This window comes from Rhodococcus sp. NPDC127593, from assembly GCF_042671975.1.
Taxonomy (GTDB): domain Bacteria; phylum Actinomycetota; class Actinomycetes; order Mycobacteriales; family Mycobacteriaceae; genus Rhodococcus_F.
The window spans coordinates 1-20,037 of sequence record NZ_JBHXWI010000048.1; the positions used below are offsets into that span (position 1 = coordinate 1).

Annotated in this window: 20 protein-coding genes; 11 read left to right on the forward strand and 9 right to left on the reverse strand. The window is 69.8% G+C overall.

The window, feature by feature from the left end; all coding sequences use genetic code 11:
- Both ACFVJ3_RS35120 and serC read left to right on the forward strand, forming a co-directional pair.
- A partial coding sequence (locus ACFVJ3_RS35120) for a citrate/2-methylcitrate synthase (protein ID WP_378456446.1) occupies positions 1–489 on the forward strand: 489 nt, incomplete at its 5' end.
- A gap of 41 nt (positions 490–530) precedes the next feature.
- Positions 531–1,652 carry a phosphoserine transaminase gene (gene serC, locus ACFVJ3_RS35125; protein WP_378456447.1) on the forward strand — a complete coding sequence of 374 codons (1,122 nt, stop codon included), beginning with the start codon at positions 531–533 and terminating at the stop codon, positions 1,650–1,652.
- A gap of 63 nt (positions 1,653–1,715) precedes the next feature.
- Here the strand turns inward: serC and ACFVJ3_RS35130 are convergent, their stop codons facing one another.
- Positions 1,716–2,201: a nucleoside deaminase gene (locus ACFVJ3_RS35130; protein WP_378456448.1), complete on the reverse strand. Its 486-nt coding sequence runs from the start codon at positions 2,199–2,201 to the stop codon at positions 1,716–1,718.
- A 237-nt stretch (positions 2,202–2,438) separates the two neighbouring features.
- On the opposite strand from ACFVJ3_RS35130, the gene sepH reads away from it, so the two are divergent.
- Together sepH and ACFVJ3_RS35140 are read left to right on the forward strand one after the other, a co-directional pair.
- Complete coding sequence (gene sepH, locus ACFVJ3_RS35135) at positions 2,439–3,296, forward strand: septation protein SepH (RefSeq protein WP_378456449.1); 858 nt, start codon at positions 2,439–2,441, stop codon at positions 3,294–3,296.
- Positions 3,297–3,368: 72 nt separating this feature from the next.
- Positions 3,369–4,142: a DUF6928 family protein gene (locus ACFVJ3_RS35140; protein WP_378456450.1), complete on the forward strand. Its 774-nt coding sequence runs from the start codon at positions 3,369–3,371 to the stop codon at positions 4,140–4,142.
- A gap of 15 nt (positions 4,143–4,157) precedes the next feature.
- Here the strand turns inward: ACFVJ3_RS35140 and ACFVJ3_RS35145 are convergent, their stop codons facing one another.
- Complete coding sequence (locus tag ACFVJ3_RS35145) at positions 4,158–4,448, reverse strand: DUF2537 domain-containing protein (protein WP_378456451.1); 291 nt, start codon at positions 4,446–4,448, stop codon at positions 4,158–4,160.
- A 2-nt stretch (positions 4,449–4,450) separates the two neighbouring features.
- On the reverse strand, positions 4,451–5,257 hold the full coding sequence (locus tag ACFVJ3_RS35150) for a TrmH family RNA methyltransferase (RefSeq protein ID WP_378456452.1): 807 nt from the start codon (positions 5,255–5,257) through the stop codon (positions 4,451–4,453).
- Positions 5,258–5,327: 70 nt separating this feature from the next.
- On the opposite strand from ACFVJ3_RS35150, the gene ACFVJ3_RS35155 reads away from it, so the two are divergent.
- From ACFVJ3_RS35155 to ACFVJ3_RS35180, 6 genes are all read left to right on the forward strand, one after another.
- On the forward strand, positions 5,328–6,167 hold the full coding sequence (locus ACFVJ3_RS35155; RefSeq protein WP_378456453.1) for an SDR family NAD(P)-dependent oxidoreductase: 840 nt from the start codon (positions 5,328–5,330) through the stop codon (positions 6,165–6,167).
- 61 nt (positions 6,168–6,228) lie between these two features.
- Positions 6,229–7,122 (forward strand): AAA family ATPase, encoded by an 894-nt coding sequence (locus ACFVJ3_RS35160; RefSeq protein ID WP_378456454.1) that lies wholly within the window; start codon positions 6,229–6,231, stop codon positions 7,120–7,122.
- Between the two features lie 5 nt (positions 7,123–7,127).
- Positions 7,128–8,243 carry a VWA domain-containing protein gene (locus ACFVJ3_RS35165; RefSeq protein ID WP_378456455.1) on the forward strand — a complete coding sequence of 372 codons (1,116 nt, stop codon included), beginning with the start codon at positions 7,128–7,130 and terminating at the stop codon, positions 8,241–8,243.
- A gap of 96 nt (positions 8,244–8,339) precedes the next feature.
- The gene (locus ACFVJ3_RS35170) at positions 8,340–8,870 is read left to right on the forward strand and encodes a (2Fe-2S)-binding protein (RefSeq protein WP_378456456.1); all 531 of its coding nucleotides are present in this window, start codon (positions 8,340–8,342) and stop codon (positions 8,868–8,870) included.
- Complete coding sequence (locus tag ACFVJ3_RS35175; RefSeq protein ID WP_378456457.1) at positions 8,867–11,242, forward strand: xanthine dehydrogenase family protein molybdopterin-binding subunit; 2,376 nt, start codon at positions 8,867–8,869, stop codon at positions 11,240–11,242. Before ACFVJ3_RS35170 ends, ACFVJ3_RS35175 begins: the two co-directional genes overlap by 4 nt.
- The gene (locus ACFVJ3_RS35180) at positions 11,239–12,093 is read left to right on the forward strand and encodes an FAD binding domain-containing protein (RefSeq protein WP_378456458.1); all 855 of its coding nucleotides are present in this window, start codon (positions 11,239–11,241) and stop codon (positions 12,091–12,093) included. The genes ACFVJ3_RS35175 and ACFVJ3_RS35180 overlap by 4 nt, the downstream gene beginning before the upstream one ends.
- A 16-nt stretch (positions 12,094–12,109) precedes the next feature.
- Here ACFVJ3_RS35180 and ACFVJ3_RS35185 read toward each other — a convergent pair whose 3' ends face one another.
- The 3 genes from ACFVJ3_RS35185 to ACFVJ3_RS35195 all read right to left on the reverse strand — a co-directional run bounded on the left by ACFVJ3_RS35185 (position 12,110) and on the right by ACFVJ3_RS35195 (position 15,532).
- A complete protein-coding gene (locus ACFVJ3_RS35185; RefSeq protein WP_378456514.1) occupies positions 12,110–13,438 on the reverse strand; it encodes an MFS transporter in 1,329 nt (442 codons plus the stop codon).
- A gap of 174 nt (positions 13,439–13,612) precedes the next feature.
- Positions 13,613–14,044 (reverse strand): MarR family winged helix-turn-helix transcriptional regulator, encoded by a 432-nt coding sequence (locus tag ACFVJ3_RS35190; protein ID WP_378456459.1) that lies wholly within the window; start codon positions 14,042–14,044, stop codon positions 13,613–13,615.
- Between the two features lie 33 nt (positions 14,045–14,077).
- Positions 14,078–15,532, reverse strand: coding sequence for an NCS2 family permease (locus ACFVJ3_RS35195; protein WP_378456460.1), 1,455 nt, complete (start codon positions 15,530–15,532; stop codon positions 14,078–14,080).
- A gap of 76 nt (positions 15,533–15,608) precedes the next feature.
- On the opposite strand from ACFVJ3_RS35195, the gene ACFVJ3_RS35200 reads away from it, so the two are divergent.
- Positions 15,609–15,857: a DUF2530 domain-containing protein gene (locus ACFVJ3_RS35200; protein ID WP_009478020.1), complete on the forward strand. Its 249-nt coding sequence runs from the start codon at positions 15,609–15,611 to the stop codon at positions 15,855–15,857.
- 19 nt (positions 15,858–15,876) lie between these two features.
- Here ACFVJ3_RS35200 and ACFVJ3_RS35205 read toward each other — a convergent pair whose 3' ends face one another.
- The 3 genes from ACFVJ3_RS35205 to ACFVJ3_RS35215 all read right to left on the reverse strand — a co-directional run bounded on the left by ACFVJ3_RS35205 (position 15,877) and on the right by ACFVJ3_RS35215 (position 20,004).
- A complete protein-coding gene (locus ACFVJ3_RS35205) occupies positions 15,877–16,425 on the reverse strand; it encodes a phosphatase PAP2 family protein (protein ID WP_378456461.1) in 549 nt (182 codons plus the stop codon).
- Positions 16,415–18,982: an ATP-binding protein gene (locus ACFVJ3_RS35210; protein WP_378456462.1), complete on the reverse strand. Its 2,568-nt coding sequence runs from the start codon at positions 18,980–18,982 to the stop codon at positions 16,415–16,417. The genes ACFVJ3_RS35205 and ACFVJ3_RS35210 overlap by 11 nt, the downstream gene beginning before the upstream one ends.
- Positions 18,983–19,158: 176 nt before the next feature.
- Positions 19,159–20,004: a DUF3027 domain-containing protein gene (locus tag ACFVJ3_RS35215; protein ID WP_378456463.1), complete on the reverse strand. Its 846-nt coding sequence runs from the start codon at positions 20,002–20,004 to the stop codon at positions 19,159–19,161.
- Positions 20,005–20,037: the final 33 nt, after the last annotated feature.

Sequence of the window (20,037 nt, forward strand, 5' to 3'; positions counted from 1 at the left end):
GGCGGCGCCCCCGCCCGCGTCCTGCCGATGATCGAGGACACCGAGAAGACCGGCGACGCCCGCGCCCTGGTCAAGGGCGTCCTCGACCGCAAGGAAAAGCTGATGGGCTTCGGGCACCGCGTCTACCGCGCCGAAGACCCCCGCGCCCGGGTGCTGCGCGCCACCGCCCAACGGCTGAACGCCCCCCGCTACGAGGCGGCCGCCGCCCTCGAGCAGGCCGCGCTCGCCGAACTGCGCGAACGCCGCCCCGACCGGGCCATCGAAACCAACGTCGAATTCTGGGCCGCGGTCATCCTCGACTTCGCCGAGGTCCCGGCGCACATGATGCCCGCGATGTTCACCTGCGGCCGCACCGCCGGCTGGTGCGCCCACATCCTCGAACAGAAGCGCCTCGGCAAACTCGTCCGCCCGGCCGCCATCTACACCGGACCCGCGCCCCGCACCCCCGAGTCCGTCGAGGGCTGGGACCAGATCGCCCACACCAGCTGACCGCCTCCCCCGCCAGAACCAGTAAGGAACAGAAAGTAGCGATGACCTCCACACCGATCATCCCCGCAGACCTCCTGCCCGCCGATGGACGTTTCGGCTGCGGACCCTCCAAGGTTCGGCCCGAACAGCTGCAGTCGCTGGTCGAGGTGGGCTCCTCGGTGTTCGGCACCAGCCACCGCCAGAAGCCTGTCAAGGACGTCGTCGCCAGCGTGCGGTCCGGCCTCGCCGATCTGTTCTCCCTGCCCGAGGGTTACGAGGTGGTGCTCGGCAACGGTGGCACCACCGCGTTCTGGGATGCGGCCGCGTTCGGCCTGATCCGGGAGAAGTCGCTGCACCTCACGAACGGTGAGTTCAGCTCCAAGTTCGCGTCGGTCGCGAAGAACAACCCGTTCATCGGCGACCCGATCGTCGTGTCCGCCGACCCGGGCAGTGCTCCCGAGCCGGTCTCGGATCCGTCCGTCGACCTCATCGGCTGGGCGCACAACGAGACGTCCACCGGTGTCGCGATCCCCGTCTCGCGTCCCGCGGGCTCGGAGAATGCGCTCATCGCCATCGACGCCACGTCCGGCGCCGGCGGTCTGCCGGTGAACGTCGCCGACTCCGACGTGTACTACTTCGCGCCGCAGAAGTGCTTCGCGGCCGACGGCGGACTGTGGATCGCACTGATGAGCCCGAAGGCGCTCGAGCGCGTCGCGGAGATCAAGGATTCGGGTCGCTGGACCCCTGACTTCCTGTCGCTGCCCATCGCCGTGGACAACAGCTCCAAGGATCAGACGTACAACACCCCGGCGGTCGCGACGCTGCTGCTGCTCGCCAACCAGATCGAATGGCTGAACGGCAACGGCGGCCTCGACTGGGCCACCTCGCGTACCGCCGATTCGTCGTCGCGCCTGTACCAGTGGGCCGAGGCCAGCGAATACGCCACCCCGTTCGTCACCGATCCCGCTCACCGCTCGCAGGTGGTCGGCACCATCGACTTCGACGACAAGATCGACGCGGCCCAGGTGGCGAAGATCCTGCGCGCCAACGGCGTCGTCGACACGGAGCCGTACCGCAAGCTGGGCCGCAACCAGCTGCGTGTCGGCATGTTCCCGGCGATCGACCCCGAGGACGTCTCGCAGCTCACGAAGAGCATCGACTGGGTCGTCTCGCAGCTCGGCTGAGTCCCGGCACACACGTCCGTCAGCCCCCGGCACTGCGGTGCCGGGGGCTGACGGCGTTCCTGGTCAGTCCGTGTCGAGGAAACGGTGGAACGGTGCGAGCGCCTCGTCGCCGAGATGCGGTCCGCTGACCTCGATCTCGACGCTCGCGGACTCGAGCACGTCGGCGCAGCCCAGCGCGAACCGTGGGCCGTCCGGGAGAATCCGGGAGAAGTCCGCGGACGACGCCGCGTAGACCACCCGCGTGATGCCGGCCCACACCATCGCCGCACTGCACATCGGGCACGGCTCACCGCTGGCATACATGGTGGCGCCGACGAGGTCGCCGGTTCGTCCCTCACCGCAGGCGGTGGTGATTGCGTCGAGTTCCGCGTGCTCGGTGACGTCGGCGGACGTCGCGACGGAGTTGGCGCCCTCGCTGATCACGTGACCGTCGGCCCCGACCGCCACCGCACCGAACGGTCTGTTGCCCGCGTCGCCCGTCTCGTCGGCGAGTTCGATGGCTCGCCGCAGGTGCGCAAGGTCCACGCCGTCGACATCGCTCTGGCTCATCGACTCAGATCCACTTCTGTTCCGACGCCCCGTTCCCGGGCTCTGTCGATCAGTATGCGCGCGGCGGCGAGGTCCTGGAGGCCGATCCCGAGGGACCGCCTCGAAACGAGGAAGCCTAGCGCGGCCACGACGCCGGGACGGGATTTACCCGCGCGTGTCCTGCCGCGCGGGCTGTCACGAATGAATTACAGTTGCCCAGGTGCAAAGTCGCGAGCCGGCGCGATAAGGAGGTCAAACGTGCGAGAGCTTCGAGTGATCGGTCTCGAGCCCGATGGATCGCACGTCGTGTGCGCAGATGCCAGTACCGGCGAAAAATTCCGGCTTCCCGCCGATGACAAACTCCGCGCCGCATCCCGCGGGGACATCGCTCGACTCGGCCAGATTGAGATCGAAATGGACAGTCAGCTCAGGCCCCGCGAAATCCAGGCCCGCATCCGTGCCGGCGCCTCCGTCGAACAGGTGGCCGACGAGGCCGGTATCCCCCTGGCGAAGGTGGAGCGTTTCGCCTATCCGGTTCTGCTCGAACGTTCCCGTGCGGCCGAGATGGCGCAGGGTGGACACCCGGTCCGCGACAACGGCCCCGCCGTTCCCACTCTCGCCGAGATCGTCACGCAGGCGTTCCGCGCGCGGGGGCACAACATCGACGACGCCGCATGGGACGCGTGGCGCGACGAGGACAATCACTGGGTCGCCCAGCTGCAGTGGCAGGCCGGGCGGACCACCAACGCGGCGCACTGGCGGTATCAGCCGGACGCGCACGGTGGCACCATCGTCGCGCTCGACGACACCGCGTTCGACCTGATCGATCCCGACTTCGGCCGTCCGCTTCGCGGATTGGCGCCGGTGGCGTCCGACGAGCCGGAGCAACTCGAACTCGCCGAGTTCCCCATCGAGGTGGAGGTGCCGACGATCGAGCCCGAGGAGATCATCGAGGCCGACGTCACCGAGGAACCCGAGGACGAGCCCGCCCCGTCCGAAGAGCCCGCCGCACCCAAGATCGCTCCGCACCAGACGAACAACAAGGACAAGCGCGGCAAACCCGCCCTCCCGTCCTGGGACGACGTCCTGCTCGGTGTCCGCAGCAGCGGACGCTGACCGTCTGCGCGGTGAGCAGGCCGGAAACACGGTCGGGGTCGTACTCTTTCAGGAAGACACCGGAAGAGAGGGATGACCGTGGGGGCGAAGGTATCAACGATCTGGTACGTCGACGTCCCCGACCCTGCGGCTGTGCTGCGCGGCCACCCGGAGCCTGATCTCGACGCGGCGCAGCGGCTCGCCTCCCGCCTCTATCCCGATCTGACGGCCACCCCCACCGGCCCGGTTCCGCTGGCCGAGGCCACGCGGCTCGATGCCGCCGGGACCGTGCACATCGGTTCCTACCCCGGCATCACCGTCGTGTGCGGGCCCGATCTGGCCGTCCCCCGACCGTCGACTCTGCCCGAAACACGCGTCCGGCCCACCGAATTCGCGAAGACGTACTACGTGGCGTCAAGGCCGGACATCGCGTGGGGCTCGTTCGCGATGTGGGAGGACGGGCACCTGACGCGGTCATTCAGCGCGACGCCGGTCCACATCCACGAGGACCTCGGCATCCCGTTGGTGTGGGAGAGGCCGTTCTGGGCGGGCGACTTTCCGCTGAAGCATCCGGCGGGTGTCCTGCCCGACCCGCAGTCGTTGCCGTTCCACCCGCAGCAGTTCGCCGAGGGCGCCAACCGGGAATGGCTGGGGTTCCGGTACACGGGCGCCCCCGAGGGCACCGAGATCGACCCGAAGTCGCTCACCGTGCTCGGCTTCACCGTTCACCCGCCCGGTGAGGGTCCCGAGGTCGAGCCTCCCGCCGAGGTGGAACAACCCGCCGCGGCCACCCACCCCACGCCTTTAGCCGCTCCGCCACCGGCCGCCCGGAAGGGTGGACTGCTCCGCCGCTATTTCGGCTTCTGAGTGGTCGATCCCGGACTACGCGGCGCCGACGAGCATCGCGATCCAACCGGCGAGCACCCCGGCCGCGGCGCCGTACACCAGCCACCGCCACACCGGTGTTCGGCGTAGTCGCCACGCCGACGGCGCCACCCCGGCCACCGCGACGAGTTCGAGGAACACCGCCAGGGCAGGGTTGATCCGGGCGAGCTGCGAGCCGAAGGCCATGATTGCGACCGCCACCACGACGGCGGCGAACCCCGCCACGAGAAGTCCGGTGAACCACGGCGTTCCCGTCTGCGGCGGATACGGGGAATGAGGGTGCAGCATTCTCACCGACCCGTGCGGACGCGCTCGTAGAACGCCATCGCCGCCGCCGTCGCGACGTTGAGTGAGTCCGTTCCGGGTGCCATCGGGATGCGGGCACGAATGTCCGTGGCCCGCATGGCGTGTTCGGTGAGGCCGGGGCCTTCCGCGCCCAGCAGCAACGCCACCTTCTCCCCCGTCATCGCCTCGGCCAGTGTCACCGCCTCGGGATTCGGGGTCAACGAGATCAGCTGGAAACCCCTCTCCCGCAACGCGTCCAGGTCGTGCGGCCACTTCGTCACGTGCGCGAACGGGACCCGGAGAACGTGCCCCATCGACACCCGGACCGCCCGGCGGTACAGCGGGTCGGCGCAGCCCTTGCCGAACACCACGGCGTCGACGCCGAGCCCCGCCGCGTTGCGGAACATCGAGCCCAGGTTCTCGTGATCGTTGACGCCCTCAAGCACCGCGACCGTCCGGGCGTGCTCGAGCACGTCCGACACTTCGAGGGGCGCGGGGCGGCGCGCCGCCGCGAGCACACCCCGGTTGAGATGGAACCCGACGACCTCGGCCATGACGTCCGACGTCGTCCGGTAGAACGGCACGTCCACGTCCGCGAGGTCGCCTCTGAGTTCCTCCAGACGCCGATCGACGCCGAGCAGCGCGATCGGGTCGAACCGGGACGCGAGCAGGCGCTGCGCCACCAGCACACCCTCCGCGATCACCAGGCCCTTGCCCTCGGGGAGGTCGGGACGGCGGTCCGAGGAATTGAGATCGCGGAAATCGTCCAGCCTGGTGTCGGCCGGATCTGTTATGTCGATGACGTGAACCACCGGTCCATCGTGCCGTATGCGGGGCGTCACAGCGTTGACTCCCCTCCACCGAACGCGAAAGCTCGAAGGAATGAAGCAACTGCACGGACGCACGGCTCTGGTGACCGGCGCCTCCGGCGGTCTCGGCCGCATCGTCGCCCTGGCCCTGGCGCGCGAGGGCGTCGCCGTCGCCGTGTCCGGCCGACGTGAGGACCGACTCGCGGAAGTCGTCGGAGAACTGCGTGCGCTCGGTGTGCGCGCCGAGGCCGTGCCCGCGGACCTGAACCGACTCGGCCAGCTCGATTCGCTGATCGAACGCGCCGAGGCGGCAGTCGGTCCCCTCGACCTCCTCGTGAACAACGCCGGCGTGGAGAACGTCTCGGCCTTCACCCGACTCGACCCCGGTGAGCTCACCGCGATGGTCGATGTGAATCTCACCGCGCCACTACTTCTCACGCGCCGAGTGGTGCCCGGGATGCTGGGCCGCGGTCGCGGTCACGTGGTGTTCATCTCGTCGCTGGCAGCGAAGATCGGTCCGGCGTACTGCGCGCCGTACGCCGCGACGAAGGCCGGGCTGATCGGTCTCACCCAGTCGCTGCGGGCGGAGTACGCAGGCTCGCCTGTCGGTTTCTCCGTGGTGTGCCCCGGATTCATCGCGGGCGACGGCATGTACCAGCGGATGACGGAACGCGGAATCAGGGCCGGCCGGATCACGGGCGAGACCAGCACCGACAAGGTCGCCGCCGCCGTGATCCGGGCAATCCAGCGTGACCGGCCCGAGATCGTCGAGAGCGGAGCACCGATCCGCCCGCTGCTCGCCCTGGCGCAGATCGCGCCGCGACTCGTCGAACGGGCGGCCGCGAGATTCGGCGCCACCGCGATGTTCCGGCGGCTGAGCGAGGACCGCGGCAGGGTGGAGCCGGGCGGTTGACCGCCGGCGGGGTTGTCCGAGTCGCGTATCCGGGGCCGGGCACTCACCTAGGCTCGCGGGCGTGAGTCATTCCACGCCGACGGTCGGTTCGCCTGCGGAACTGGCGCGGGCGCTCGACGCCACCGGCTACCTCGCCGACGACGGCGTCGCGATGGCCGCGTTTCTCGCCATACGTATGGGACGTCCGCTGTTCTGCGAGGGCGAACCCGGCACCGGCAAGACGTCGCTCGCGACCGCGTTGTCGGAAGCGTTCGGTCTGCCGCTGATCCGCCTGCAATGCCATGAGGGCATCGACGCGGCGCAGGCGCTCTACGACTGGGACTTCCCTCGGCAGTTGCTGCACCTGCGGACGCTGGAGGCGGCGAGCGACGGCATGCTCGAGGCCGACACGGTCGAACGCTCGCTGTACACCGAGCGGTTCCTGCTGGCGCGCCCCTTGCTGCGGGCCCTCACCGAGGCGCCGTGCGTGCTGCTCGTCGACGAGATCGACCGCGCCGACGACGAGTTCGAGGCATTCCTGCTGCAGGTACTCGACGAGAATGCCGTCACCATCCCCGAACTCGGCGAGGTGCGGGCGGCGACACCGCCGCTGGTGGTACTCACCTCCAACCGCACCCGCGAGGTGCACGACGCCCTCAAACGCCGCTGCCTGTATCACTGGCTCGAACACCCCGATCTGGCGCGGGAAGTCGCGATCCTGCGCCGCCGCATCCCCGGCATCGGGGCCGAACTCGCCGGCCAGGTCGCCCGGGCCGTCCACGCCCTGCGCGAGATGGAACTACTCAAGCCGCCGGGAGTGGCCGAGTCGCTGGACTGGGCCCGCGCATTGCGGGAACTCGATCGGGACGTGCTGGACGCGGAGACTGCCGCCGCGACGCTCGGGGCGGTCCTCAAGTACCGCGAGGACCTCGAACGGGTGGCCCGTGCCGGACTGGACCGTCTCCTGGCGGGGTGAGAGGTATGTCCACGACCCCGGACGTCGGCGACCCGCTCGTGGGCATCGCCGGGTTCGCCCACGCCCTCGCGGCGGCGGGACTGTCGGTCGCGTCGGACGCCGTCGCCGCGTTCACGCGGGCCCTCCGCCAGGTGGATGTGGGCGATCCGACTCAGGTGTACTGGGCGGGTCGTGCGACGCTGTGCCGCGGTCCCGACGACATCCCGCGGTACGACTCGGCGTTCGCGGGCTGGTTCGGCGGTACCGTCCCGGCGCGCACGCCGCGGTCCGGGGAGCAGCCGCGCCGCGCCGGAACGGCAGCGCTGACCAGGACGGACGGCGGCGACACCGGTGGCGACGCGCCGCATCTGCGGGTCGCCGCGGACGACACCGAGGTGTTGCGCCACCGCGACATCGCCGACCTCACCGCGGCCGAGCGGGCGCACCTCGCCGAGCTGATCGCCTCGCTGCGCCCGCGGCCCCCGACCCGCCCGGCCATCCGGATGCGGCCGGCCCGCCGGGGCGCCGTGGACCCGCGGCGCACGGTGCGGGGCATGCTCGCGGCGGGCGGCGAACCGGTGCGACCGAGCCACCACCGCAAGGCCACCCGGCCACGCCGGATGGTTCTGCTGATCGACGTGTCCGGATCGATGAGCCCGTACGCCGATGCGCTGCTGCGCTTCGCGCACGTCGTCGCCCGCGGCAACCCCGCAGGCACCGAGGTGTTCTCGCTGGGCACCCGGCTGACGCGGCTCTCCCGGGCGCTGCGGGTCCGCGACGCGGAAGTGGCGCTCGCCGCCGCGGGCCGGGCCGTGCCCGACTGGGCGGGCGGCACCCGCCTCGGCGAGACGCTGCGCGCGTTCCTGGACCGCTGGGGCAGGCGGGGCGTGGCCCGCGGCGCCGTCGTGGTGATCTTCTCCGACGGCTGGGAGCGCGGTGACCCGGCCCTGCTCGCGGAACAGATGGCTCAGCTGCGCCGGCTCGCGCGCACCGTGCTGTGGGTGAATCCGCACGCCGGCGCGGACGGGTACGAGCCGGTGCAGTCCGGGATCGCGGCCGCCCTGCCGTACGTCGATCGTCTGCTCGCCGGCCACAGTCTCGCGACACTGCAGGAACTGCTCGAGGTCGCGCGCCGAACGTGACCGATCCGGAACCGGTTCCACGATTTCGGGTGTTGTTCGCGCTCCGTCGGCGCAGAGTAGGACGTATCACCTGAGGCTCCCGGCTTTGGAGGCGCGATGCGCATCACTGTCACCGTCGACGGAACGGCATACACGGACGAGGTGGAACCGCGACTGCTCCTCGTCCACTATCTTCGGGACCGGCTCGGCAAGGTCGGCACCGTCATCGGCTGCGACACCGGAAACTGCGGGGCCTGCACCGTTCATCTGAACGGTCACAGCGTCAAGTCCTGCTCGGTGCTCGCCGTGCAGGCCGACGGCGGCGACGTCCTCACCGTCGAGGGCCTGTCCCGGAACGGGACGTTGCACCCCGTGCAACAGGCGTTCCGCGACAACCACGCCCTGCAGTGCGGCTACTGCACCCCCGGCATGATCATGCAGACCCTCGACCTGCTCGCCGAGGAACCCGACCCGGACGAGCGGACGGTGCGGTTGGGGTTGGAAGGCAACCTGTGCCGCTGCACCGGATACCAGAACATCGTCAGCGCGGTGCAGGATGCGGCGCAGCGGTTGCGCGGCGGCGGCACGGCAGAAACACCGACGGCGGATGCACCGAAGACCGACACCGCGCAGGGAGGTGTGCGATGACCGCCACCGCCGAACCGGAAATCGGCAAGGCCCGGAAACGCAAGGAAGACGAGCATCTGATCACGGGCCGCACCCGCTGGACCGACAACCTCGTCCTCCCCGGCATGCAGCACCTGGCGATCCTGCGCAGCCCGTTCGCGCACGCCCGCATCACCGGTGTCGACGCCTCAGCCGCCCGCGAGATGCCCGGTGTCGTCGCGGTCCTGACCGGCGCCGATCTCGCCGACGAGCAGGGCAGCCTGCCATGTGCCTGGCCGATCACGCCGGACATGAAGTCGCCGCCGGCCCCGTCCCTCGCGGTCGACGGCGTCAACTTCGCCGGCGAGGCCGTCGCGGTCGTGGTGGCGCGCAGCGCCTACGAGGCGCACGACGCACTCGAGGCGATCGACGTCGAGTACGACGAACTGCCGGTCGTCCTCGATCTCGCGGCCGCGGCCGCCGATGGCGCCGACCTCGTGCACCCGGATCTCGGGACGAACGTCAGCGCCACCTGGACCTTCGACTCGGCGGAGGCCGGTACCGGCGGCGACGTCGAGCAGGCCATCCGCGACGCCGAGGTACTCGTCGAGCGCACCTTCCGGCAGCAGCGGCTGATCCCGGCGTTCATGGAACCCCGCTCGGTGGTGGTCGACCCGACCGGCGCCCAGATCACGATGTGGTCGGCCACGCAGATCCCCCACATCCTGCGGCTGATGCTGGCGATGACACTCGGCATCCCGGAGCACAAACTGCGCGTCGTCGCCCCGGATGTCGGCGGCGGTTTCGGTGGCAAGCTTCAGGTGACGCCGGAGGAAGTGATCGCGCTGCTCGTCGCGCGGCGACTCGGCAAGCCCGTGAAGTACACCGAGTCCCGCAGCGAATCGATGGTCGCGGCACATCACGGACGCGACCAGATCCAGAAACTGACACTCGCCGCCCGCCGCGACGGCACCGTAACCGGGATGAAGGTGGAACTGCTCGCCGACATGGGCGCGTACCTGCGGCTGGTCACGCCGGGGGTTCCGATCCTGGGCGCGTTCATGTTCAACGGCATCTACAAGTTCCCGGCGTATCACTTCACGTGCACCAACGTGTTCACCAACAAGGTGCCCACCGACGCGTACCGCGGGGCGGGGCGCCCGGAGGCGACATTCGCGATCGAGCGGATGATCGACGAACTCGCGACCGAGCTGTCGCTGGATCCGCTGGAGTTGCGGGCGAAGAACTGGATCACCCACGAGGAGTTCCCGTTCGACACCGTCGCGGGCCTGACGTACGACTCCGGCAACTACGAGGCCGCCACCGCACGCGCGCGGGAGTTGTTCGACTACGACGGGCTCCGGCGCGAACAGGCGGAGCGCCGCGAGCGGAAGGACCCGGTGCAACTCGGCATCGGAGTGTCCACGTTCACCGAGATGTGCGGTCTGGCGCCGTCGCGCACCCTCGGCGCGCTGGCCTACGGGGCCGGCGGGTGGGAACACGCGGCGATCCGGATGCTGCCCACCGGCAAGGTCGAGGTGGTCACTGGTTCCTCTGCGCACGGCCAGGGGCACGAGACCGCGTGGAGCCAGGTGGTCGCGGATCAGCTCGGGGTTCCGTTCGAGGACATCGAGGTGCTGCACGGTGACACCCAGACGTCGCCGCGAGGCATGGACACGTACGGTTCTCGGTCTTTGGCGGTCGGGGCGATCGCGGTGGTGAAGGCCGCCGAGAAGGTGATCGCGAAGGCCAGGCCCATCGCGGCGCACCTGATGGAGTGCGCCGAGGACGATCTCGAGTTCACCGAGGGCCGGTTCCGGGTGAAGGGCACCGAGAAGGCGGTCGGCATCGCCGATGTCGCGCTCGCCGTGTTCGCCGCGCACGACCTGCCCGAGGGTGTGGAGCCGAATCTGGACTCCGAGGCCACGTACGACCCGGAGAACTTCTCGTTCCCGCACGGCACGCACCTGTGCGCGGTGGAGGTGGACACCGAGACCGGGAAGGTCGGCATCCGCTCCTACGTGTGCGTCGACGACATCGGGCACGTGGTCAACCCGCTGATCGTGGAGGGTCAGGTGCATGGCGGACTCGCCCAGGGCATCGCGCAGGCCCTGTACGAGGAGGCGGTGTACGACGAGTCGGGCACCCTGCTGTCGGGTTCCTTCGCCGAGTACCTGGTGCCGTCGGCGGCGGATCTGCCGTCGTTCACCACGGGCCGCACCGAGACTCCCGCCACCGGTAATCCGCTCGGCGTCAAGGGGGTCGGTGAGGCGGGGACGATCGCGTCCACCCCCGCCGTCGTCAATGCCGTCCTCGACGCCGTCCGCCAGTTCGGGGTACGTGACGTCGAGATGCCGTGTACACCGATGCGGGTCTGGCACGCCATCCGCGCCGCTCAGGGAGGTGCCCGATGATTCCGCCGCGCTTCGACTACGTGTCCCCGACCTCCGTCGAACAGGCGGTGGCCGCGCTCGCCGAGGCCGGGGAGGACGCCAAGATACTCGCGGGCGGCCAGAGCCTGCTGCCGGTGCTGCGGCTGCGGTTGTCTTCGCCGAGCACCCTCGTCGACCTGGGCCGGATCGGTGAGTTGCGCGGCGTCCGCGACGACGGGGACAGCATCGTGATCGGTGCGATGACCACGTACTACGACGTGATCCGCGACCCGCTCGTCCACGAGCACGCGCTGCTGCTCGTCGAGGCCACCCGCACCGTCGCCGATCCGCAGATCCGGCACCGCGGCACACTGGGTGGTGCTCTGGCGCATGCCGATCCGGCCGGTGACCTGTGCGCCCCCGCACTGGCACTCGACGCCACCCTGACCGCCGTGGGTACCGCGGGCAGGCGGAGCATCCCGGTCGCGGACTTCTTCGAGGGCTACTACACCACCACGCTGCGACCGGACGAGATCCTCGTGGACGTGCGGGTTCCCAAGCACACCGGCTGGGAGGCGCGGTACGAGAAATTCAACACGGTCGCGGAGGCGTGGTCGATCGTAGGAGTGGCCGCGACGATCCAGGTCGACGGCGGCACCATCCGGCAGGCCCGGGTGGCGCTGACCAACATGGGGTCCGTACCGGTTCGGGCTCGCGGCGTCGAGGATGCGCTCGTAGGCAATGCCGCCGATCCCGAGCTGATCCGGGCGGCGGCCGAACACGCCGCCGAGGGCACCGACCCGGTCACCGACGGCAACGCCGACGCCGAGTACCGCAGCCACCTCGCGAGAGTGCTGACCCGGCGGGCCGTGGCGACGGCGGTCGGCGTCTGAACGGTTGCGGCGGCCGTCATCGCCGCGGGTCGCGGCTCGCTTCCACGGCCTGCTCGGTGGCGTCGCAGACCACGGGGTGCGGTTCGAGAACGTTGTGCAGTTCGATCACCGGGAGATAGCTGCCGGTGTCCGGTCTGCGCACCGTCACCCGCACCCGCTGGTGCCGCATCAGGTACAGGGCCGCGCCGATCCCGCTCACCAGGGAGATCGCGCCTCCGATCACGAGCGGGGCGCGGGGGTCGAGGACGTCGGCCAGCCATCCCAGAACGGGACTGCCCAGCGGGGTGCCGCCGAGGAAACAGAGCATGTAGATGCCCATCACCCGGCCGCGCATCTCCGACGGCACGGACATCTGCAGGATGTTCATCGCCGCCGTCGTGAACGTCAGCGTGAGCGCGCCGGTCGGGACGAGCATGATCGCGACCAGCACGTAGGTGGGCATGAGTCCCACCAGGATCTCGAAGGCTCCGAAGGCGGCCGCCGCCCCGAGGAATGTGCGCAGCCGCGGCGGGGTCTTGCGTTTCGCGGCGATCGTGGCACCGGCCAGCGTGCCCACAGCGAGAGTCGTCGACAAGAGTCCGTAGGCGTCCGCGCCGCGATCGAACGTGTTGCGGGCGAGAACGGCGAGACTGATCGGGAAGTTCAGCCCGAACGTCGACACCATGAACACCGCCACCATCAGCACCCGCAGGTCGGTGCGGCCCCACACGTAACGGAAACCCTCGCGGACCTGCCCTTTCCCGCGCTGCGCCTGGGGTGCCGTGAACAGGTCGCGGGTGTTCATCATCAGCAGCGCGATCAGCACACCGGTGAACGTGCCCACGTTGAGCAGGAACACCCACCCCGTGCCGATGAGGGTGATCAGCACACCGGAGATCGCCGGGCCGATGATGCGAGCCGTGTTGAATGTCATCGAGTTCAGGGCGATGGCATTGGGCAGCGACTCCTTGCCGACCATCTCGATCGTGAACGACTGCCGCGCCGGCGCGTCGATCGCCGACGCGCAGCCGAGCAGAAACGCGATGAGGTAGACGTGCCACAGGACCACCAGCCCGCCGACGTCCAGCACCCCGAGCACCAGTGCGCACAACGCCATCGACACCTGCGTCGCGATCAGGATGCGCCGCTTGTCGTATCGGTCGGCGAGCACGCCGCCCCACACGGACAGGAACAGGGTCGGACCGAACTGCAGTGCCATCACGATGCCGACGGCGAGCGCATTACCGTTCGACAGCGTCAGGACGAGCCAGTCCTGCGCCACCCGCTGCATCCAGGTTCCGACGAGGGAGACGATCTGCCCCGAGGCCCACAACCGGTAGTTCCGGGTGCGGAGAGCGGCGAACATGCCGGTCTTCGGCTGGGCTGAGGCGGTGGTCTCGGATTCGGGCGGCACACATCCATCTTGCTCCCGGCCCCGGAATCGGAACGACCAGCCCCGCGCGGAACATCGCGGCATCCGTCGTCGACGCGATCGGCTCGCGCAGAAAACTCAGTGACACAGCACCATTCGCCGCGGGGACTACTCCGACTCGGCGACGATGGACGTGATGATGCCGACCGCGTCGCGGAGGGTCTTCAGTTGAGCCTCGTCGAGCCCGGAGAGCCGCTCGTTCATCCACGCCTCGCGGGCGTGGGTCTCGTCGGCGATCAGCGCGTGACCGGCATCCGACAGCGTGACGATGATCTGCCGTCCGTCGGTGGGATGCGGTGCCCGCTCGACCAGCCCCAGTTCGACCAGCGAAGCGATGACCCGGGTCATCGACGGCGGCTGCACCTTCTCACGAGCCGCGAGATTGCCCGGCGTCATGGCGCCGTCGCGGGCGAGGGTGGCCAGAGCAGACAGCTGGGTCAGCGATACCTGGGCGTCGACGCGGCGCCCACGCAGGTGACGCGTGAGGCGCACGACAGCCAGGGACAGGTCACTGGCGAGTGCTCGCGTATCCGTGGTCACGGGAATGACAATACGGGACCGATCCGCCGCCGTTTACGTTACTGCGTCGGTGATCGGACCGACCGCGAAGTAGGCCACGAAGAGAAGCGCCACCACCCACATCAACGGGTGAATCTTCTTGATACCACCGCTCCCAGCATTGAGGACGACCCACGACACGAATCCGACGCCGATGCCGTTGGCGATCGAGTACGTGAACGGCATGACGGCGATGGTGAGGAACGCGGGCAACGCGATCGAGAACTGGGTGAAATCGATGTCGCGGACCTGACCGATCATCATCGCGCCCACCACGACCAGCGCCGGCGCGGCCGCCTCGATCGGCACCACCGAATACAGCGGGGTCAGGAACATCGCGGCCAGAAACAGCAGTCCCGTCACCACATTCGCGAGTCCGGTGCGGGCGCCCTCGGCGATACCCGAAGCGGATTCGACGAACACGGTGTTGGACGACGCCGACGCGCCGCCGCCGACGATGGCGCCGGTGCCCTCGACGACCAGGGCCCGTCCGATGTTGGGCAGATTGCCGTCCTCGTCGGTGAGACCGGCCTCCTTGCCGAGCCCGGTCATCGTGCCCATGGCGTCGAAGAAGTTGGCGAGCACGAGCGTGAACACCAGGAGGCTGGCCGCAAGTACGCCGATGCGGGTGAACGCGCCGAAGATGCTGACGTCGCCGACGAGGCTGAGGTCCGGAAGTTCCGCCAGCACTTCGGGAGCGGCCGGGACGCTGAGGTTCCAGCCCTGGGGGTTCACGCCCAGCGACGGTCCGACGCCGGCGACGGCCTCGATGATCGCGGCCAGCACGGTGGTGACGACGATGCCGATGAGCAGACCGCCGCGCACCTTGCGCACCACCAGGACACCCATCAGCAGCACACCGAACACGAACGTCACGGTCGGCCAGGAGGAGATCGATCCGTTGATGCCCAGGCCGACGGGGACGGTGGTGCCCGCGACGTCCGGGATGCGCCGGACGAACCCGGCGTCGACGAGACCGATGAACGCGATGAACATGCCGATACCGGCGGCGATGGCGGATTTGAGCTCGGCCGGAATGGCATTGAAGACGGCGGTCCGGAATCCGGTGAGCGCCAACACGACGATGATGACACCGTCGATCACCACGAGGCCCATCGCCTCGGGCCAGGTGACCTGCGGTGCGATGGTGACGGCGAGAAGACTGTTGATGCCAAGGCCCGCCGCGATCGCGAACGGATAGTTCGCGACGACGCCGAACACGATGCTCATCAGCCCCGCCACCAGGGCCGTGACCGCGGCCACCTGGTTGACGGGGAGGATGTTGCCGAGGACGTCGGTCTTCGCGACGGCGTCGTCGGGTGAGAAGCTGCCGAGGATGAGCGGGTTCAGCACCACGATGTATGCCATCGCTACGAACGTCACCACTCCGCCGCGGATTTCCGCGCCTACCGTCGAACCACGCTCGGTGATCTTGAAGTAGTTGTCGAGCAGTTTCGGAGCAGCACCCATTGTTCAGTCCCCATCGCCAGAAGTCGCGCGTCGCCCTTGGAGATTAGGGCACCACCGCGAGGGTAGCGTTCATTCGGTGAACGAATCCGCAGATCGCCCACCCCTCACTCAGCGCCTCGCCGACCCGCGACCTGCGCTGATACTGGGAACGCTGGCGTGGGCGGTCGCGATCGTCGTGGTGATCGTCACGGGCGACCGGTGGTCGGATGCGCTTCCGACGTGTATAGCGGGGGTCGTCGTCGGATTCCTCGGCTACGGACTGTTCGCGTTGCAGCGGCGGGCGGCCCGGCGCGGAAGCCGCGGGGCGCAGCAGGGACTGCTCTAGTGATGCAGCAGGGACTGCTCTAGCTCGAGGTCCGGGCGCGGCGGGGCCGGGTGCGGGTCAGCAGGATCCAGAACGCCGCCCACAACGCGCCGAACGCCCACCCGGCGAGGACGTCGGTCATCCAGTGTGCGGCAAGGTAGACGCGCGACAGCCCCACCGCCAGCGTGTACAGCACCAGCAGGAAGACCAGCGCGATCCGGACGTGCCCCACCAGCACGACCCGGAGGGTCACGGCGACGAGAACGCTCGCGAGGATTGCAGTCATCATCGCGTGACCGGACGGGAACGAGAACGACGAGATCTCCACCAGGCGATCCGGCAGTGGCGGGCGCTGCCGTTCGAACAGATTCTTGAGCGTGGTCATCACGGCCAGACCCGACAGCATCGCGCCGGCCACGAGTACGGCTTCGCGGCGACGGTCCTGCAGCAGGAGGGCCGTCGTCAGGACGGTGGACACGATCCAGGCCGCGACCGTTCCTCCGCTGTTGGTGACGACGGTGACGACATCGATCAACCACGGTGTGCGATCTCCGACGGCACTGTCGAGAACGCTCTGGTCAAACGACACCGGCGGCGCCCCACGTGCCTTCGGCCCACGACTCGGAGCAATGGGTGGTCCCCTGCTCGTCCACCCACCACGGGACCGCGATCTCGGTGTCGACCGCGCCGGTGAGCTTCACCGTGAGCCGGGGATGGACGACGACGGGCCCGTGCGGCAGGTCGCGGCCGAGTGCGGCGAAGGCGAGCACCGCGGCCGGTTCGCGTTCCCACGCGGATTCACGGCCGGAGCCGGTGACGGTGCCGCGGATCGCCGCGGACGCGAGGGGAAGGTCCAGCAGGTCGGCGAGAGCCTCGGCGGTGTCCAGGCTCCCGACCACCAGGCGCTCGCGCGGCACCGCGGCGGCCAGCCACGGTGCGTCCAGCACCAGGGCGTCGCCGGGGTCGACGAGTGCACCCGTCAGGCCGCGCACGTGTTCGGGCAGGTGGAGTTCCTCGAGGTCGAGGCGATGTGCGGCCGCGGCCGCCGCGAGCAGGCTGTGTGCCCGCGCGATCACCGCCGGGCTCGGTTCGCGGTCCGGATCGGCCAGTCGGTCCAGGAGTAGCTGCGCGAGTTCGGGAGAGTCGACCGTCGAAGGCGCCAGGGCCGCCGCGAACACGGCGGACTCCGCGTGCTCGACGGGGTCGAGCAGTCCCGCGAACGTCTCGTCCGTGGGATCGCGGAGCAGGCCGAGCACCTGACCGTCCAACTCTGCGTTGTGACGCAGCCACCAGGCCGTGTACCCGGCGCGGTCGGCGAGCAGCGGACGCGTCGACGGATCACGGGCGAGCATCGTCAGCGCCTGCGGCCAGCGGTCCTCGTCCACCAGGTCCAGGTCGCGCACGGCCCCGATCTCGTCGGGATCGTCGTCGAGCGTGTCCCACCAGCGGTCCTCGTCGTCGAGGTCGTGATCGGGGCCGGTGGGGAGTTCGGCGCGCAGCACGGTGAAGCCCCAGCCGACGCCCACGGCGCGGAGGGCGCCCTCCCCCACCCGCTCGGCGAACGCGGCGTCCACGCACGCGAACGGTGAGTCGTCCACCAGGACGTCGGCGAGAGGCGCACCGGGCAACAGCAATTCGTCCGCACCGCGCAACTCCCCGTCGACATCCGGGAGAGGCAGCTGGCCGAGCCACGACGGCAATGTGCCGGGGTCGACCCGCCCGGCGAGTGCGAGCACCGCGGACGACAGTTCTTCTGCCGCCGCCGCGTCGTCGGGGTCGAGATCCTCGATCTCGGCCCGCAACGCCGGATCCGAGAGCAGGTCGACGGCCGTGGCGGTCTTCGCGCCGAGCCTCGACAGCAGCGGGTGCGCGGCATCCGGGTGGACGAGGCGCGTCCAGTCGACCCCCAGGACACCGTTGATGTCGTGACCCAGCAACACCGTTCGCGGACCGGTCACCGTGCGGCCGTCGGACAGCGGAACCGGGATCGACGCCAGTTCCTCCGCCGCGAGGGCGTCGACGGCCAGCGGTTCGAGCGCCGCATACAGGCGCTGCCACCAGGACGGTGTCCGTTCGATGCCACTGAGAAGTTCGGTGAGGCGGGCCAGGCCGAGGCGGTGGGCGTCGACGGCGGCCAGCGCGGGCGCCCAGCGCGGCCCGGACAGATCCGGGACGACCAGGCCGTCGACGATTTCGGCGAGGAGTTCGGCGAGTTCGTCGGTGAGACCGGGGACCACGGACGCCCGAGCGGGGGCCTTGTTCGTGCCGTCGACGGTCGGCAGCCAGGGCTGCTCCCGGAGTTCGGCGACGAGATGGTCGCGCAACGCCGAGTCCACCTCGCTGCGTGCGAACGCGGGAACGGGAACCAGCGACAGTCGCTGCTCGGGCGGCACCGCGGCCACGAACTCGGCGTATCCGGACGCCAAGTCGCCGGTCGATGCGCCGGGCAGGATGCGCCTGCGGTCGGGTTGCATGGCGATGTCCGCGACGAGGATCGCGGGTATCGACAGTTCCTCGTCCGACCGTGTGGGGGCGCGCAGGACGTCCTCCGTCACGGGTGAGACGACGCCGTCGCGGACCGGGACGAGCCAGCGTGCGCGCCCGGACTCGTACTGCCACCAGCGGTCGTCGCCGATCGCGACCTCGGTCAACCCGGAATCGAGTGGTCGTTCGCGGCGGCGGAACTGCTTGTCGCCCACGGAGATCGAGACGAGCGCCGGCAGTTCGAGCAGAAGGTCGGGTGCTTCGCGGGCCATGTAGGCGAGCAGCGACTCGCCGTCCACGTCCTCGCGCAGCGTCAACACGACTTCCGACGCCGCGCCTGCGGCCGGGCGGTTCTCCGTCGGCCACGCCAACCGCAGGGCGGGCACGTCCGCTCCCGGGTCCGCACCGTCGAGTTCCCGGAGCTCCGACCTCGTCCGTTCCGCGGAGAACAGCACCGAACCGGACGTCGACCGCAGTTCGATCTCGTCGCTCACCGACAGCACCGCCGTGAAACCGACACCGTAGCGGCCGACGGTCGTCCCGGATTTGTTCGACGCCCGCAACGCGACCAGCGCCTGGACTCCCGGCTCGTCCAGCGGCGTGCCCGTGTTGGACACGCTCAGGACGCGTCCGTCGAGTTGCACGGACAGCTCACCGGGCACTTCGGCGCGGGCGGCGGCGTCGGCCGCGTTCTGCGCCAGCTCGGTGAGGAGCCGGTCGCGGTAGCCGGCGCGGGCCAGATCGGATTCGGCCGCCGCGTCCTCCCGCAGACGGGTCGGGGACGTGCGCCACGCCAGGAGCGTCGAATCCCTCAGGGCGGCGGTGCCGAAAGGATCGGTCAGCTGGTCGATGCGGATTCCTCGGCCTCGGTGACCTCGGCAGCAGCTTCGGGCCCGGTCTCCGTCTCGGCGACGGCCCGCTCGACGACCTCGACGGCACCGTCGTCGTACGCGTCGTATTGCGGCGAACCGGCACCCGTAGGCAGCAGGGTGTCGGAGTGGGCGCCGCATCCGTAGGTGGCGTCGACCACGTGCCCGTCGGCGGCCATCTCGTTGCCGCACACCCCGAACGACGCGTGCAGCGAGCCGGCGAGCGGGAGGTAGAAGCCGCACAGCCCACACGTCGACGGCGCGGCCCTGGCCATCTCGGAATCGGGTCCGAAGTCGCCGTCGTGCCAGCGCTCGGCGGCGTCGATGCGACCTTCGAGGCTCATCACCTGCTTGCGGCCCAGGCCGAGTTCGAGGGCGGCCTCGTCGATCTCGGGGTCACCCGTCGCGACATAGCCGGGGACGAGGCGGGGGTCACCGGCCGGCGGTGCCAGCAGATCGCCCGCGGACAGGTCGCCGGGGCGAATGCGCTGGTCCCACGGAATCCACTCGGGTGCGACCAGCGCATCGGGTCCGGGGAGGAGGGCCAGTTCACTGACGGTGGCATGGTCCGCTTCGGGATCGGCAGCCACCACCACCGCCCATTGCCAGCCCCGGTAGCCCGGAAGGTCCGCAACGAAACGGTGAGTCGCGGCGCACGCGTCGTCGGACGTGACGCCCAGGTAGTCGCCGACTCCCCCTTCCTGCAGTTCGACCACAGCGGTTCGGGCGAGCTCGACGGCGTCGGTCAGTACGGGACGCGCCACTGCGCGCTCGTCGGAAGAAGCAACACTCACACCACCAGTTTGCCGCACCACCGCAAGTGCGTGCCCACCTGGGCTGTCATGCTG

What these genes read in the sequence shown, in the direction of transcription:
- ACFVJ3_RS35130 (WP_378456448.1), bottom strand. Translation starts at nt 2,201, where the DNA reads ATGAGCCAGAGCGATGTCGACGGCGTGGACCTTGCGCACCTGCGGCGA.
- ACFVJ3_RS35185 (WP_378456514.1), bottom strand. Translation starts at nt 13,438, where the DNA reads ATGTTCGCCGCTCTCCGCACCCGGAACTACCGGTTGTGGGCCTCGGGG.
- ACFVJ3_RS35140 (WP_378456450.1), top strand. Translation starts at nt 3,369, where the DNA reads ATGACCGTGGGGGCGAAGGTATCAACGATCTGGTACGTCGACGTCCCC.
- serC (WP_378456447.1), top strand. Translation starts at nt 531, where the DNA reads ATGACCTCCACACCGATCATCCCCGCAGACCTCCTGCCCGCCGATGGA.
- ACFVJ3_RS35145 (WP_378456451.1), bottom strand. Translation starts at nt 4,448, where the DNA reads ATGCTGCACCCTCATTCCCCGTATCCGCCGCAGACGGGAACGCCGTGG.
- ACFVJ3_RS35170 (WP_378456456.1), top strand. Translation starts at nt 8,340, where the DNA reads ATGCGCATCACTGTCACCGTCGACGGAACGGCATACACGGACGAGGTG.
- ACFVJ3_RS35180 (WP_378456458.1), top strand. Translation starts at nt 11,239, where the DNA reads ATGATTCCGCCGCGCTTCGACTACGTGTCCCCGACCTCCGTCGAACAG.
- ACFVJ3_RS35195 (WP_378456460.1), bottom strand. Translation starts at nt 15,532, where the DNA reads ATGGGTGCTGCTCCGAAACTGCTCGACAACTACTTCAAGATCACCGAG.
- ACFVJ3_RS35175 (WP_378456457.1), top strand. Translation starts at nt 8,867, where the DNA reads ATGACCGCCACCGCCGAACCGGAAATCGGCAAGGCCCGGAAACGCAAG.
- ACFVJ3_RS35165 (WP_378456455.1), top strand. Translation starts at nt 7,128, where the DNA reads ATGTCCACGACCCCGGACGTCGGCGACCCGCTCGTGGGCATCGCCGGG.
- ACFVJ3_RS35155 (WP_378456453.1), top strand. Translation starts at nt 5,328, where the DNA reads ATGAAGCAACTGCACGGACGCACGGCTCTGGTGACCGGCGCCTCCGGC.